Here is a 14,602-nt window from a genome sequence, read left to right as displayed (position 1 = left end):
ATGCGCTATGTCAGCACGCGCGGCGGTACCGCGCCCACACGTCTTTCCGATGCCATCGCGGCGGGCATCGCACCCGACGGCGGTCTCTACGTTCCCGAGAGCATGCCGAGCGTCCCGCTCCCGCCGGCGAACGGCACCCTCGCGGGGACTGCCCTGCGCATGCTCGAGCCCTTCTTCGATGGCGACCCGCTCGAAGACGATCTGCCTGCGATCTGTGCGGAAGCCTTCTCGCCTCCGGCACCGCGCCGTGAGCTGCACATGGAGGGTGCCCATGTTCTCGAGCTCTTCCACGGCCCGACCGCCGCCTTCAAGGATTACGGCGCACGTTTTCTCGCCGCCTGCCTCAGCCGCCTGCGGCGCGACAGCGACCGGCCGCTCACGATTCTCGTCGCCACCTCGGGCGATACCGGCGCGGCCGTGGGCGCGGCATTCCATGACCTGCCGGGCGTCCGCGTCGCCATTCTGTATCCGGACAACCGCGTCTCCCCGCGTCAGGCGCATCAGCTGGGCAGCTTCGGTGGCAACGTACGCGCGCTGCGCGTGGGCGGCAGCTTCGACGACTGCCAACGCCTGGTGAAGGGCGCGCTGAGCGACACCGTCCTGCAAGCCGACGTACCCATGTCCTCGGCGAACAGCATCAGCCTCGGGCGCCTGCTGCCACAGATGGCTTACTTCGGACATGCGTCGTTACAGACCGAAGGCCTCATGAACGTGATCGTGCCCACCGGCAACCTCGGCAACGCCGTTGCCTGCCTCTGGGCGCGTGAAATCGGCATGCCGATCGGCGAGGTGGTGTTCGCATGCAACGCCAACGATACCTTGCCGGAGTTCTTCGCCGGGCTGCCTTACCGCGCGCGGGATGCGGTGGCGACGATAGCCAACGCGATGGATGTCGGTGCGCCAAGCAACTTCGAACGGCTGAGTCATCTGTTCGGTGGCGACGATGCCACGCGACGGCGCGGCCATGCCGAAGGTGTCGACGATGCGGAAATCCGCGACGTGATTCGTCGTCACGCCGCCAGCGACGATGAAATCTTCTGCCCGCACACGGCGACGGCGATCCGCGTAGTCGAGCGTCGGCGGCTGGCGGGAGATGCACGCCGCTGGACGGTGGTGGCCACCGCGCATCCGGCCAAGTTCGACACGATCGTCGAGCCGCTGATCGGGCGTACCGTTGCCATCCCCGAAGCCCTGGGCGCCATGCTCGTCCGCGAAGCATCCGCCGAGCCGCTCGCTGTCGATGCCGGCACGTTCGCCGCCTGGCTGCGCCGCTGGTAGGCGGCCGCGCTATCGCCGCTGAAGCGGCTCCCACATACCGCTGGAGCACCTGGTACCTGGCACCTGGTAACTGGCAACTGGCAACTGGCACTGGCACTGGCAACTGGCACTGGCAACTGGCAACTGGCAATGGCAATGGCAATGGCAATGGCAATGGCACTTGGCGGCTGACGGCTGACGGCTGACGGCGGGTACGTGCGGCCTTGCACACCGAGTGGAGACCGCGCCTATCCGGTGTGGGAGCCGCTTCAGCGGCGATGCCCTCACTGGGCAATACCAGTTTGCGAATTCGCATAGAGGGCAGGCTTTCCGCATGCGAACCACCCGCTCGGGCGTCTAGCCGTCCAAATGTCCTAGGAAACAAGTTTCAAGAGAAAGTGTTGACACACGTCGACGACCTGACATACGGTCGACTACATGACGCAGCGCACCACCACTGGCCGCTTTGCCCTGAACCGCCTCCCGGCGGCAGTCGGCAAGCTGCGTCTCGGCGGCGGCCTCCTTCTTATTAACCTTGTACTTATTACCTGCGGAGGTGCGGGCTAAGGGCAAGTGTCCAGGTAAATAAGAAACAAACCTGAAGACTCCTTAAGAACCCCGCACCCGGCAACGGATGCGGGGTTTTTTATTGCCCCGGCCCGCCTCATCACGAGCGGAGCCAGACATGAATCCAGCAAACCAGGGCAGCACCGAATCCGTCGAGAGCGACGTAGGCGGTCGCGTGCGCATCTTCGACACCACCTTGCGCGACGGCGAGCAAGCCCCCGGCTTCTCGATGGACCGGCGTGCGAAATTGCGCATGGCACATGCCCTGGAGGCACTCGGCGTCGACATCATCGAGGCCGGGTTTCCCCAAGCCTCACCCGACGATTTCGCCGCCGTGGCGGAGATCGCGAGGACGTTGAAGACGCCCACGATCGCCGCATTGGCCCGATGTCAGCCCGCGGACATCGACAGTGCGGGTAAGGCATTGCAAGGCGCTCGACATTCACGGATACACTTGTTCCTGTCCACCAGTCCCCTGCACCGCGAGCACAAGCTCGGCAAGAGCAAGCAGGAAGTGATCGATATCGCTGCAACGGCGATTCTCAGGGCCAAGGCCCTCGCTCACGAAGTCGAGTTCTCGGCCGAAGATGCGCTGCGCACCGAGCCGGACTACCTCGCCGAGATCTTCTCCGTCGCCGTCGAAGCCGGTGCCTGCGTCCTCAACGCGCCCGATACCGTCGGCTATGTCACCCCGCAGGAAATCACCGAGATGTTCACCTACCTGCGCAAGCACGTGCGTGGGGCGGATCGCGTGGTCTTCTCGGCCCACTGCCACGACGACCTGGGCATGGCCACCGCCAACAGCCTGGCCGCGATCAGTGCCGGTGCGCGACAGGTGGAATGCACCATCAACGGCATCGGCGAACGCGCCGGCAACGCCGCGCTGGAGGAGATCGTGATGGCGCTGCATACGCGCCGCCCGCTGTTCAAGGTCGATACGGGGATCGTCACCGAGCGCCTTTTTCCGACCTCCCGCGTGCTCGCCGAAGTCACCGGGCAGGCCGTGCCACGCAACAAGGCCATCGTCGGCGACAACGCGTTCGCCCACGAATCCGGCATTCACCAGCACGGCATGCTCAAGCACCGCGGCACCTACGAAATCATGCGACCGCAGGATGTCGGCGCGAAGACCTCGCTCGTTCTGGGCAAGCATTCCGGCCGCCACGCGCTGCGCCAGCGCCTGGTCGAACTCGAGTACGACGTGGACGAGGCGACGCTCGACGCCGTCTTCGAAAGTTTTAAAACCCTTACAGACAAACAGCGCTCCGTGACCAACGATGACATCTGTTCACTGATGGCAACACATCAAAACAACACCCAAGCCGCCGCCGTCGCGGTCAGCCCCTGAAGGAGCAATACATGGAAGCCCCGACCCATCTCTGGCACAACGGTCGCATCAAGACCTGGGCCGACGCCACCGTTCATGTCGGCGCCCATGCGCTGCACTACGGATCCTCCGTGTTCGAGGGCGTGCGCGTGTACGCCACCCCGGACGGACCGCGCTATTTCCGTCTCGAGGAACACACCGAGCGGCTGTTTCACTCCGCGCGTGTCTACGACCTGGTGATGCCGTTCGACGCCGACACGATCAACCGCGCCTGCCGCGACGTGATCGCCGCCAACGGCCTCACCTCGGCCTATGTGCGTCCGATCGTCTTCCGCAGTGGCTTCACCTTCAGCCTGGCTCCTTCGCTGGATACCGCCGTGGACGTCGCCATCATCGCCCTGCCCTGGGGCGCATACCATGGTGCCGACGCCATCGAGAACGGCGTCGACGTGTGCGTGTCCTCGTGGAACCGCGCCGCGCCCAATACCTATCCCAGCGGCGCGAAGGCCGGCGGCAACTATCTCAACAGCCAGCTGATCGCGCGCGAAGCGGTCAACGGCGGCTTCGCCGAAGGCATCGCCCTGGGTACCGACGGCCTGCTGAGCGAGGGCGCCGGCGAGAACCTGTTCATCGTGCGCAAGGGCACCATCTACACGCCGCCGGCCGCCTCGTCGATCCTCTGCGGCATCACGCGCGATTCCGTACTGACCCTGGCCCGCGACCGTGGCTTCAACGTCGTCGAGCAATCGCTGCCACGCGAGATGCTGTACTTCGCCGACGAAGTGTTCATGACGGGCACCGCGGCGGAAGTCACCGCCGTCCGTTCGGTGGACCGCAAACCGGTCGGCAGCGGTCGCCCGGGCCCGATCACGCGGCAGCTGCAGGAAGACTTCTTCGGCCTGTTCGATGGCCGCACCGAAGATCGTTGGGGCTGGCTGAGCGCCATCGACGAGCCCGCCGTCGCCGGGAGGGCCGCGGCATGAGCGCGCGCACCCTTTTCGACAAGCTATGGGACAGCCACCAGGTCGTCCCCGAAACCGACGCCACGCCGGGCGTGCTGTACATCGACCTGCACCTCGTCCACGAAGTCACGTCCCCGCAGGCGTTCGACGAACTGCGCTCGCGTGGCCTGAAGGTACGCCGCCCCGACCGCACGCTGGCGACCCTCGATCACTCCACCCCGACCCTGCCTGCCGACGCGAGCGGTGTTCGTCCCTACTACACGAAGGAAGCCGAGGCGCAGGTCGCCAAACTGGAATCCAATGTCCGCGAGTTCGGCATCGACCTGATGGGCTGGGACAGTCCGCAGCGCGGCATCGTGCACGTCGCCGGTCCCGAGGTGGGCGCGACGCAGCCGGGCATGACGATCGTATGCGGCGACAGCCATACCGCGACCCACGGTGCGTTCGGTGCGCTGGCCTTCGGCATCGGCACCACCGAGGTCGGCCATGTGCTGGCGACCCAGTGCCTGCTCCAGCGCAAGCCGAAGTCCTTCGCCATCCATGTGGACGGCACCCTGCAGCGGGGCGTCACGGCGAAGGATCTGATCCTCCACATCATCGGCACGATCGGTATCGGCGGCGGCACGGGCTACGTGCTGGAGTACATGGGCGATGCGATTCGCGCCCTGTCGATGGAAGAGCGCATGACCGTCTGCAACATGTCGATCGAAGCAGGCGCCCGCGCCGGCCTGATCGCGCCGGACGAAACCACGTTCGCCTGGCTCGAAGGCCGCGAGCGTGTGCCCAAGGGCGAGGCCTGGGATCGTGCCGTCGCCCATTGGCGCACCCTGCCCAGCGATACCGGCGCGGCATACGACCGCGAGGTTCGCATCGATGCCTCGAAGATCCAGCCCTCGGTCACCTACGGCACGCACCCGGGCATGGTCGTCGCCATTCATGCCAACGTTCCGGTCGCCGCCGATGCGGTGGAGCAGCGCGCGCTCGATTACATGCAGGTGGTGGCCGGCAAGCCGATCGCCGGCGAACGCGTCGATGTCGTCTTCGTTGGCAGCTGCACCAACGGTCGCCTGTCCGATCTGCGTGCCGCGGCGGAGATCCTACGCGGACGCAGCGTCGCCGCCGGCGTGCGCATGCTGGTCGTACCGGGATCCGAACAGGTACGCCGCGATGCCGAGCGCGAAGGCCTGCACGAGATCTTCCGCGCCGCCGGCGCCGAGTGGCGCGAGCCAGGGTGCTCCATGTGCATCGCCATGAACGGCGACCTCGCACAGCCGGGCCAGCTCGTCGTCGCCACCAGCAATCGCAACTTCGAGGGACGCCAGGGCAAGGGGGCACGCACCGTGCTCGCCAGCCCGCTCGTCGCCGCCGCCTCGGCCGTGGCCGGGCGCGTCACCGATCCCCGCGAATACATGACCCAGGAAGTCGCCGCATGAGCCAGACCAGCCGCCCGCTCGCCTACGTGCATTCCTGCACCGCGGTGCTGCGCAACGAAAACATCGACACCGACCGGATCATCCCGGCGCGCTTTCTCACCACGACCGAACGCACCGGCCTGGGCAAGCATTGCTTCGAAGACTGGCGCTATGCCGCCGATGGCAGCGACGATCCGGCCTTTCCGCTGAACCAGCCCAACGCCCGCGGCTGCGCGATCCTGGTTGCCGGCCATAACTTCGGCTGCGGTTCGTCGCGCGAGCACGCCCCCTGGGCCCTGCTCGACTACGGCATCCAGGCCGTGATCTCCAGCGAGATCGCCGACATCTTTCGCGGAAATTCGCTCAAGAACGGCCTGCTCGCCATCGTGGTCAGCCCGGCCGAGCATCGCTGGCTGCTGGACAACCCCGGCATCGAGCTTCGCATCGACATCGCGGACGGTTCGATCCGCCTGCCCGACGGCGGCACGATCCGTTTCGATCTCGACGCCTTCTCGCGCCATTGCCTGCTCAACGGCGTCGACCAGATGGGTTTCCTGCTACGGCAGGAAGCGGCCATCGACACCTTCGAACACCGTATGGAGGAAGCCGCATGAAGGCCCAGATCGTCGTACTGCCCGGTGACGGCATCGGCCCCGAAGTCGCCGCCGCCGGCGTCGCCGTGCTGCGCCAGGTCGCCGAGCGCTTCGGTCATCAGTTCACCTTCAGCGAGCACGCGATCGGCGGCGATGCCATCGATCGCTTCGGCGATCCGCTGCCGCCGGCGACGCGCGAAGCGCTGTTGGCCGCCGACGCGATCCTGCTCGGCGCGGTGGGCGGCCCGAAGTGGTCGGACCCCAACGCGACGGTGCGCCCGGAACAGGGCCTGTTGGCCATGCGCAAGCTCCTCGGCGTTTTCGCCAACGTACGTCCGCTGAAGCTGCACCCGCGCACCGCCGCGCTGTCGCCGCTGAAAGCCGAGCGTACGCAAGGCGTGGATCTGGTCTTCATCCGTGAGCTCACTGGCGGCATCTATTTCGGCGCGAAGACCCGCAGCGACACCGAGGCGACCGACGAGTGCCGGTACAGCGTCGAGGAGATCGAGCGCGTCGTCCGTCATGCGTTCGAGCTGGCGCGTACCCGCAAGAAGAAAGTGACCTCGGTGGACAAGGCCAACGTGCTGGAGACCTCTCGCCTGTGGCGCTCCGTCGCCACGCGTGTCGGTGCCGACTACCCCGACGTGGCGCTCGAGCACCAGCTGGTCGACTCCATGGCGATGCACCTGCTGACCCGCCCTGCCGACTACGACGTGATCGTTACCGAGAACATGTTCGGCGACATCCTGACCGACGAAGCCTCGGTGCTTGCCGGCTCTCTGGGCCTGTCGCCCTCCGCATCGATCGGTGGGCCGGGCGCCGGCGTCTATGAGCCGATCCACGGTTCGGCACCGGATATCGCGGGACAGCAGCTGGCGAACCCACTCGGGACGATCCTCTCGGCGGCCATGCTGCTGCGTCACTCCCTGGGCTTGGCGGAGGAGGCCACCGTGGTCGAAGCGGCGGTGGATCACGTTCTCGAGCACGGCAATCTCACCCGCGACCTGGGCGGCAGTGCGACGACATATGCCGTGACACGCGCTGTTCTGGATGCATGTAAAGCCAAGGCGGAGGCCGCATGAACACGAAGAAGATCCCGATCCGCACGTTGCGCAGCGACGCCATCAAGACCGGCCCGGATCGCGCCCCCGCGCGGGCCATGTTGCGCGCCACCGGCCTGGACGATGAAGCCATCGCCAGGCCGATGGTCGCGATCGTGCACAGCTGGTCCAACGTATCGCCGTGCAATCTCAACCTGCGCGATCTCGCCGAGGCCGCCGCCGACGGCGTGCGCGCTGCCGGCGGCACACCGGTCGAGTTCAACACCATCGCCGTCACGGATGGGATCGCCATGGGCACGTCCGGCATGCGCTCCTCGCTGGTGAGCCGTGAGCTGATCGCCGATTCCATCGAGCTCGCGGTGGACGGCCATTGCCTGGATGCCATGGTGGTCCTGTGTGGCTGCGACAAGACCATTCCCGCGGCCGCGATGGCGCTCGCCCGCCTGAACATTCCCGGTGTGGCGCTCTACGGCGGCAGCATCGCGCACGGCAGTCGGCATGGATGCCCGATCACCGTGCAGGAAGTGTTCGAAGCGGTCGGCGCCCATGGTGCCGGCAAGATCGACGATGCCGAGCTGGACGATGTGGAGCGTCATGCCTGCCCGGGCGCAGGCGCCTGTGGCGGCCAGTTCACCGCCAACACCATGGCGATGGTACTGACCACGCTGGGCCTGTCCCCGCTCGGGCTCAACGACATCCCGGCGACCGACCCGGCCAAGCGCGACGCGGCCTTCCGCTGCGGCGAACTGGCCATGGCCTGCCTCAACGACAATCGCCTGCCTCGCGACGTGATGACCCGCACGGCTTTCGATAACGCGGCGCGCATGGTCGCCGCGACGGCGGGCTCCACCAATGCCGTACTGCACCTGCTGGCGATGGCTAACGAAGCGCGCGTGCCATTGACCATCGAGGACTTCGAACCGGCCTCCGCGCATACGCCGGTGATCGCCGACCTGAAGCCGGGCGGTCGCTATAGCGCGGTGGAACTCACCGCCGCGGGCGGCACGGCCATCGTCGCGCAGGAATTGCGCAAGGCCGGATTGATCACCGACACGCCAACCGTCACCGGCCGCAGCCTGTTCGCCGAACTGGATGCCGCGCCCGCAGCCAGCGAAGGACAGCAAGTCGTGCGCACCGTCGCGAACGCGTTCAAGCCGCGCGGTGGGTACAGCATCCTCTACGGCAACCTCTCACCCGAAGGCTGCATCCTGAAGCTGGCCGGCCACGGCCGCACCAGCCACGCCGGCCCGGCGCGCGTCTTCGAGAGCGAAGAAGACGCTTTCGCCGCCGTGCAGGCCGGGCGCATCCGCTCGGGCGACGTCATGGTCATCCGCAACGAAGGCCCCGCCGGCGGCCCGGGTATGCGCGAGATGCTGGCGGTCACCGCCGCCCTCGTCGGTCGTGGGCTCGGCAACGACGTGGCACTGATCACCGACGGGCGCTTCAGCGGCGCCACGCATGGGTTCATGGTCGGACACATCGCACCCGAGGCAGCGCGCGGCGGTCCGATCGGGCTGATCCGCGAGGGCGACGCGATCTTCATCGATGCCGCGACCCGCGAGCTGCGCACCGACGCCGACCTCGCCTCGCGTCGCGGAACGTGGCAACCGACACCGCCCAAGGTGACGCGCGGCGTGCTGGCGAAGTACGCGCGACTCGTTGGCTCGGCCGCGGAAGGTGCGGTAACGCAGGCCTTCGACGATGCACCGGCGACCACCGCAACCCCGACCCGGCGTAAGGCCGACGAGGAAAACATGACCCAGGAGCTGATCGGCAACTGACGCCACCTTGTGTAGGAGCCGATGTCGTCGAACCTCGTTGCAAGCCTATCGCCGCTGAAGCGGCTCCCACGAAGAGCATCGCTGCACGGCATCCAGAGCCACCCGTTTTGCGCCACTTGCCAATCCCTATCAGGAGACACCCCGTGACCGACAAGCAAGCCACCACCGCCCCCCTGCAGAACGCCCGTATCGCCGTGCTCGGCTACGGCAGCCAGGGCCGCGCGCATGCGCTCAACCTGAAAGACTCCGGCCTGGATGTGGTGGTCGGGCTGCGTCCCGGCGGTCCGTCGTGGAGCCGCGCCTATGTCGACGGTTTCGCCGTGGCCGAACCGGGCGACGCCGTGCGCGGCGCGGACCTGGTTGCCGTGCTCACCCCGGACATGACCCAGCCTGGCATCTACAAGGACGCCATCGAGCCGAACATCAAGCCCGGCGCGACACTGCTGTTCGCCCATGGCTTCAACGTGCACTTCGGCCAGATCGATCCGCGCAAGGATATCGACGTCGTGCTGGTCGCGCCGAAGGGTCCCGGCGCGCTGGTCCGTCGCGAGTATGAAATCGGTCGTGGCGTGCCCTGCCTCTATGCCGTGCACCAGGATGCCACGGGCCACGCCGCCGAGCGTGCCACGGCCTATGCCGCGGGCATCGGCGGTGCGCGCGCGATGCTGATCGAAACCGACTTCAAGGAGGAAACCGAGACCGACCTGTTCGGCGAACAAGCCGTGCTCTGCGGCGGCGCCAGCGAGCTGGTCATCAAGGGATTCGAAACCCTCGTCGAGGCTGGGTATCGACCGGAGATCGCCTATTACGAGGTCATGCACGAGCTCAAGCTCATCGTCGACCTCTTCTACGAAGGCGGCATCGCCCGCATGCTGGAGTTCGTCTCCGAGACGGCGCAGTACGGCGACTACACCCGTGGTCCGCGCATCGTCGACGAAGGTACCAAGCAGCGCATGAAGCAGGTCCTCACCGAGATCCAGGACGGCACGTTCGCCCGCGAGTGGACCGCCGAATACAAGGCCGGCCTGCCCAATTACAAGGCGTTCAAGCAGCGCGATCTCGACCACCCGATCGAAAAGGTCGGCGCTCAGTTGCGCGCACGCATGCCGTGGCTGGCCACCAACCAGCCGAAACCGGCACCGGAGCCAGCCAAGGCCGCGGAGTAAGCGGCAGGTCTTGTAGGGGCGCGCGACGTACGCGCCGTTCTTTGCGATCCCTCCCGCGGCTCCCCATCGCGGACGTCGCGCGCTCCTACACCCTTTACATGAGAGGACTCAGATACCCGTGAACGCGCAACTGGACTCCGTCGGCGACATTCGCCGTCCTACCGTGAATCATCCCCTGGCCGGCCAAGCCATGACCGGGGCGGACATCGTCGTGCAGGTGCTCGCCGACGAGGGCCTGGACGTACTCTTCGGTTACTCCGGTGGCGCCATCCTTCCCGTCTACGACGCGGTGTTCCGTTACAACGAATCGCACCTGCATGACGATGGCAGCGAATCCCTGCCGCTCATCGTTCCCGCGAACGAACAGGGCGCCTGCTTCATGGCGGCGGGCTATGCGCGGGCGTCCGGCCGCGTCGGCGTCGCGTTGGTCACGTCCGGACCCGGCGCGACGAATGCAGTGACGCCGGTGCGCGACTGCATGGCGGATTCGATCCCGCTGGTCGTCGTCTGCGGCCAGGTTCCCACCGGCGCGATCGGTACCGACGCGTTCCAGGAAGCGCCGATCACCACGATCATGGGGGCCTGTGCCAAACACGTATTCCTGGTCACCGACGCCTCGACCCTCGAGGCCACCCTGCGCACGGCGTTTCATATCGCACGCAGCGGCCGGCCGGGTCCCGTGGTCATCGATATTCCCAAGGATATCCAGAACGCGCCGCTGGTCTTCGAGGGCCGGCGCGAGCTGGCCGTGCGCGGCTATCGGTCGCGGCTGCACGCGGTGGAGTCGGCAGTCATCGACGACGCGCACTGCGCAACGTTCTTCGCGATGCTCGCGGCGGCGAAACGACCGCTGATCTACGCCGGCGGCGGCGTCGTCTCGGCCGGAGCGGCGGGCGCGCTGCGCGCGTTCTCGCACGCATTCGGACTGCCCGTCGTCACGACGCTCATGGGTATCGGCGGATTCGACACTACCGATCCCCTGGCAATGCACATGCTCGGCATGCACGGCGCCGCGTATGCCAACTACGCGATGGACGACTGCGACTTCGTCTTCGCCCTCGGCGCGCGCTTCGACGACCGTGTCGTCGGCGTACCGGACAAGTTTGCACCCAAGGCGCGGGCGATCGCCCAGATCGATATCGATCCGGCGGAAATCGGCAAGGTAAAGGCCGTGGACTGGAAACACATCGGCTCGCTCGATACCTCTCTCGAGCGCCTCCTTGCCTACGGCCAGCGCACGGGTTTCGGCACCGATTACGCGGCGTGGCACGCCCATGTCGCCGCGCTCAAGCAAACCCATGCCATGGACTTCTGCCGCGACGGCGAAGCCATCCATCCCTGTGCGGTGATCGAAGCGATCAATCGCATCACCGACGGCCGCGCGATCATCAGCACCGGTGTCGGCCAGCACCAGATGTGGGCCGCACAATATTTCGACTTCCGCGAGCCACGTCGCTGGCTCACCTCGGGATCCATGGGCACGATGGGCTTCGGCCTGCCCGCGGCCATCGGCGCCCAGTTCGCCCGTCGCGACCTCGTCGTCATCGACATCGACGGCGACGCCAGCATCCGGATGAACATCGGCGAACTGGAAACGGTGACGACCTACGGCCTTCCGGTGAAGGTGGTCGTACTCAACAACGCCGGCGACGGCATGGTGCGCCAGTGGCAGAAGCTGTTCTTCAAGGGACGCTTCTCCGCCTCCGACAAGAGCCTGCACAAAAAGGATTTCGTGCGCGCGGCGCAAGCCGATGGATTCGACTGGGCGCGACGTCTCGACAAGCCAGCCGAGATCGACGCGACCATCGCCGACTTTCTCGCCTTCGACGGACCCGCCTTTCTCGAAGTCGTCATCGATCCCGACGCCGGCGTGTACCCCATGGTCGGCCCCGGCTCGACCTATGCCGAAATGATCACCGGCGACTGGATCGCCAGTCGCCACGCGCCGCCGATCGACACCGCCGAACCCACCGGGATGTTCTGACCATGCGCCACCTGATATCCATGCTGTTACAGAACGAAGCCGGCGCCCTGGCCCGCGTCGCAGGACTGTTCGCATCGCGCGGCTACAACATCGAATCGTTGACCGTCGCGGCGACGCAGGACGTGGATGCATCGAGGCTGACGCTGGTCGTATTCGGCGACGACGCCGTCGTCGAGCAGATCGTCAAGCAATCGGCGAAACTCGTGGACGTCATCGAGATCGCCGATGTCTCGGGAAGCGATCACGTCGAGCGCGAACTGCTGGTGGCCCGTACGGACGCGGGCGGCGAGGCGGTCGACGCGTGCCTTAGCCGCTTCGGCGGCCGCCTGCTGCACCGCTCGGCGGGACAGTCGGTGGTCGAGTACACCGGATGCGCGCGCGATGTCGATGCCTTCCTCATCGCCCTCCGCCTTTCGGGTCATATCCTCGACCACGCACGCAGTGGCATCGCCACGATCGCACAACCCCTTGTCGCGGCCTGACACCATCGGGTACTCGCCGCTCAGAAGTAGCGGATCTCGAATCCCAGGTCGCCCGAGAAGGTCAGCTCGTTGCTCAGGTCGAGTTCGTTCACGGGCTTGATATGCGCGTTCAAGAGAAGGTAGGTATCGAAATGCTTGATCGGCGAAGGCGGCTTGTCGCTTCCATTGTCAGCTACGAAGCCTATCGCGAACGCCCCATTGGGGATGGGTTGGACGGAGCCCGTGGAAGGTCCCCATATCGTATGTTCAAGATCGGTCGGGCTTGCCGACGCCGTGTAGTAGGCATGCGCGCCTTCGATATGGGCCGACCAGCTGTCATATCGGACGTACAGCTTTCCTGCCGTCGATTGACCGCCGTCCGAAACCAGGCCGAAATCGTAGTCGTCATGGGTAGCGCTTCGCGAGGCACCGCTGGCGACGGTCGCGTAACGCATCGGGTTGGCGCAGACGATGTTCATCTTGATCCGTTGCTCGCCAAGCGCCGTGGGCAGAGAGGGATCGGGATTGAGGTCGCCGCGCGCAATCCGCCCGAAGTCGACGATGCCGGTTCCGACCGTCATCTCACACGCGGGGCCCGGCGTAATGCGGCCGGCAACACCCAGGTCGACGCCCGAAGCAGCCAGCGAGCCGGCCGCCGAAAAAAGAAGAAGGGCACAGGTAAGCGCGGATGGACGATGTATCACGGAAAAACCCTCAGAAGTACGCAATCTCGAATGAAACATCGCCGGCTAGCGTCAGCTCGTCTTCAAGCACCAGATCGACCTTCGGCGCGATATAGACGGCGATGCTCAACGACATGGATGCGGAACGTATGAAGTCGGGGCCCGAGGTGACACCCCCGGTCTTGTTCAAGCCGACGTAGTAGGCCCCTTGCGAGAACGGGATGCTGCTATCGGTCGATGCGCTCCAGGACGCGAGGTCTTCCGATCCGGTGACATACGCTGCCTTGGCATCGGCCATCGCCCCGTGGTACTGCTCGGTCAGGACGAAGTGACCCGTCGGCTTGCCATTACTGCCAAGACCCAGACCATAGCGTTCGCGGCCGTTACCGCCTCCCGTCGCCAGGTCGCGAGCCTTCAGGGCGAATCGCGCCGGACCGCCGCACTCGACGAGCAGCGTGTTGTCCTTGTCGACGAAGTGCGTGTACTCGGTCTCGATGGGGTTCAGATCTCCCATACCGATATCCCCGAGATCCAGGACGCCGTCCCTCAACGAGACCTCGCACGAGGTGGGAGAGATGCTCCCGGCGACTTGCAAGCCGATGCTGTTGCTTGCCAGCGCGCCCGTGGGCGCCAGCGCGAATGTCATGAGGATGGCGGCTGCGCTGCGATGCGTTGTCATTAGAAGTACCTGATCTCGAGGCCAAGGTCGCTGGAGAATCCCACGGTGTCCGAGAGGTCCAGCTCGTTCGTCGGTTTGATCAGGGGCCGTATGAGCAGGTCGACGCTCAGGTCCTTGATGTTGTCCGGCGCATCGGTACTCTCGGCAACTCTCACGAAGCCGACGGCGTAACGCCCGTTGGTGATAGGCAGGTTCTCCCTTGGAGATGTCGCCGGCCCCCAGGTCGCGTGTTCGAGGTCGCTCGTGCCCTGGCTCGATCCCGTGGCGTATCCCTGCTTGCCGTCGATCTTGGTCGACTGCGTATCGAAAAGCAGGAACAGCTTGCCGGGGGTTGCCTCGCCGTCCGCGGCGTACATGTTGAAGACCAACGGCTGACTGAAATCGCTTCCCCTTGCTTCGGTAACGACAAAGGCGAATCGCGTGGCGTTCAGGCAGGTCACCAGGGTCTTGACCCGCTGCTCCTCCAGATTCGTCGGCTTCGACGGATCCTCGTTCAACATCCCGCGAGCGATCGTACCGAGGTCCAATGCGCTGCTACCGATGCTGACACCACACGCCGCGCCGGGTGCGATGCTTCCATTGACGAGCAAATCGGCGCTTGCCGCGCTCGCGGCCTGGGAGGCCACGAACAGCAACGACGTCGATATGAGGACCGACAGGTGTTTCATG

The 14,602-nt window shown here is 65.9% G+C and carries 12 protein-coding genes and 1 pseudogene; 10 read left to right on the top strand and 3 right to left on the bottom strand.

Annotated elements, in window-relative coordinates; translation table 11 throughout:
* From thrC to ilvN, 10 genes and pseudogenes are all read left to right on the top strand, one after another.
* A complete protein-coding gene (gene thrC / locus VM621_RS17500; protein WP_325470247.1) occupies positions 1 to 1,278 on the top strand; it encodes a threonine synthase in 1,278 nt (425 codons plus the stop codon).
* A 664-nt stretch (positions 1,279 to 1,942) separates the two neighbouring features.
* Positions 1,943 to 3,151: pseudogene (locus VM621_RS17495) on the top strand (2-isopropylmalate synthase); the annotation flags it as partial.
* A gap of 32 nt (positions 3,152 to 3,183) precedes the next feature.
* Positions 3,184 to 4,134, top strand: a complete 951-nt coding sequence (locus VM621_RS17490; protein WP_325470245.1) for a branched-chain amino acid transaminase — start codon at positions 3,184 to 3,186, stop codon at positions 4,132 to 4,134.
* The gene (leuC, locus tag VM621_RS17485) at positions 4,131 to 5,546 is read left to right on the top strand and encodes a 3-isopropylmalate dehydratase large subunit (protein ID WP_325470244.1); all 1,416 of its coding nucleotides are present in this window, start codon (positions 4,131 to 4,133) and stop codon (positions 5,544 to 5,546) included. The genes VM621_RS17490 and leuC overlap by 4 nt, the downstream gene beginning before the upstream one ends.
* The gene (gene leuD, locus VM621_RS17480; RefSeq protein ID WP_325470243.1) at positions 5,543 to 6,139 is read left to right on the top strand and encodes a 3-isopropylmalate dehydratase small subunit; all 597 of its coding nucleotides are present in this window, start codon (positions 5,543 to 5,545) and stop codon (positions 6,137 to 6,139) included. The genes leuC and leuD overlap by 4 nt, the downstream gene beginning before the upstream one ends.
* Positions 6,136 to 7,200 carry a 3-isopropylmalate dehydrogenase gene (gene leuB, locus VM621_RS17475; protein ID WP_325470242.1) on the top strand — a complete coding sequence of 355 codons (1,065 nt, stop codon included), beginning with the start codon at positions 6,136 to 6,138 and terminating at the stop codon, positions 7,198 to 7,200. Before leuD ends, leuB begins: the two co-directional genes overlap by 4 nt.
* 26 nt (positions 7,201 to 7,226) lie before the next feature.
* Entirely contained in the window at positions 7,227 to 8,960 is a 1,734-nt protein-coding gene (gene ilvD, locus VM621_RS17470; RefSeq protein WP_325470467.1) for a dihydroxy-acid dehydratase, read from the top strand.
* A gap of 143 nt (positions 8,961 to 9,103) precedes the next feature.
* Positions 9,104 to 10,126 (top strand): ketol-acid reductoisomerase, encoded by a 1,023-nt coding sequence (gene ilvC, locus VM621_RS17465; RefSeq protein WP_325470241.1) that lies wholly within the window; start codon positions 9,104 to 9,106, stop codon positions 10,124 to 10,126.
* A 190-nt stretch (positions 10,127 to 10,316) separates the two neighbouring features.
* Positions 10,317 to 12,110, top strand: a complete 1,794-nt coding sequence (ilvB, locus tag VM621_RS17460) for a biosynthetic-type acetolactate synthase large subunit (protein WP_325470466.1) — start codon at positions 10,317 to 10,319, stop codon at positions 12,108 to 12,110.
* 2 nt (positions 12,111 to 12,112) lie between these two features.
* On the top strand, positions 12,113 to 12,592 hold the full coding sequence (gene ilvN, locus VM621_RS17455) for an acetolactate synthase small subunit (RefSeq protein ID WP_325470240.1): 480 nt from the start codon (positions 12,113 to 12,115) through the stop codon (positions 12,590 to 12,592).
* Between the two features lie 20 nt (positions 12,593 to 12,612).
* On the opposite strand, the gene VM621_RS17450 is transcribed toward ilvN, so the two are convergent.
* The 3 genes from VM621_RS17450 to VM621_RS17440 are packed head-to-tail and all read right to left on the bottom strand — an operon-like array spanning position 12,613 to position 14,601.
* Positions 12,613 to 13,314 (bottom strand): DUF1120 domain-containing protein, encoded by a 702-nt coding sequence (locus VM621_RS17450; RefSeq protein WP_325470239.1) that lies wholly within the window; start codon positions 13,312 to 13,314, stop codon positions 12,613 to 12,615.
* Entirely contained in the window at positions 13,286 to 13,933 is a 648-nt protein-coding gene (locus tag VM621_RS17445; protein WP_325470238.1) for a hypothetical protein, read from the bottom strand. Before VM621_RS17445 ends, VM621_RS17450 begins: the two co-directional genes overlap by 29 nt.
* Entirely contained in the window at positions 13,933 to 14,601 is a 669-nt protein-coding gene (locus tag VM621_RS17440; RefSeq protein WP_325470237.1) for a hypothetical protein, read from the bottom strand. Before VM621_RS17440 ends, VM621_RS17445 begins: the two co-directional genes overlap by 1 nt.
* Position 14,602: the final 1 nt, after the last annotated feature.

The organism is Luteibacter sp., assembly GCF_035539195.1.
Classification (GTDB): Bacteria; Pseudomonadota; Gammaproteobacteria; order Xanthomonadales; family Rhodanobacteraceae; genus Luteibacter.
Note: the sequence above shows the minus strand (reverse complement) of the source record. Positions and strands in the feature narration are given on the sequence as shown.

Bases quoted from the DNA above. Each gene is read 5' to 3' on its own strand.
- leuD (WP_325470243.1), top strand. From the start codon at position 5,543: ATGAGCCAGACCAGCCGCCCGCTCGCCTACGTGCATTCCTGCACCGCG.
- VM621_RS17440 (WP_325470237.1), bottom strand. From the start codon at position 14,601: ATGAAACACCTGTCGGTCCTCATATCGACGTCGTTGCTGTTCGTGGCC.
- thrC (WP_325470247.1), top strand. From the start codon at position 1: ATGCGCTATGTCAGCACGCGCGGCGGTACCGCGCCCACACGTCTTTCC.
- VM621_RS17450 (WP_325470239.1), bottom strand. From the start codon at position 13,314: ATGTTTCATTCGAGATTGCGTACTTCTGAGGGTTTTTCCGTGATACAT.
- ilvB (WP_325470466.1), top strand. From the start codon at position 10,317: ATGACCGGGGCGGACATCGTCGTGCAGGTGCTCGCCGACGAGGGCCTG.
- VM621_RS17445 (WP_325470238.1), bottom strand. From the start codon at position 13,933: ATGACAACGCATCGCAGCGCAGCCGCCATCCTCATGACATTCGCGCTG.
- VM621_RS17490 (WP_325470245.1), top strand. From the start codon at position 3,184: ATGGAAGCCCCGACCCATCTCTGGCACAACGGTCGCATCAAGACCTGG.
- ilvN (WP_325470240.1), top strand. From the start codon at position 12,113: ATGCGCCACCTGATATCCATGCTGTTACAGAACGAAGCCGGCGCCCTG.
- leuC (WP_325470244.1), top strand. From the start codon at position 4,131: ATGAGCGCGCGCACCCTTTTCGACAAGCTATGGGACAGCCACCAGGTC.
- leuB (WP_325470242.1), top strand. From the start codon at position 6,136: ATGAAGGCCCAGATCGTCGTACTGCCCGGTGACGGCATCGGCCCCGAA.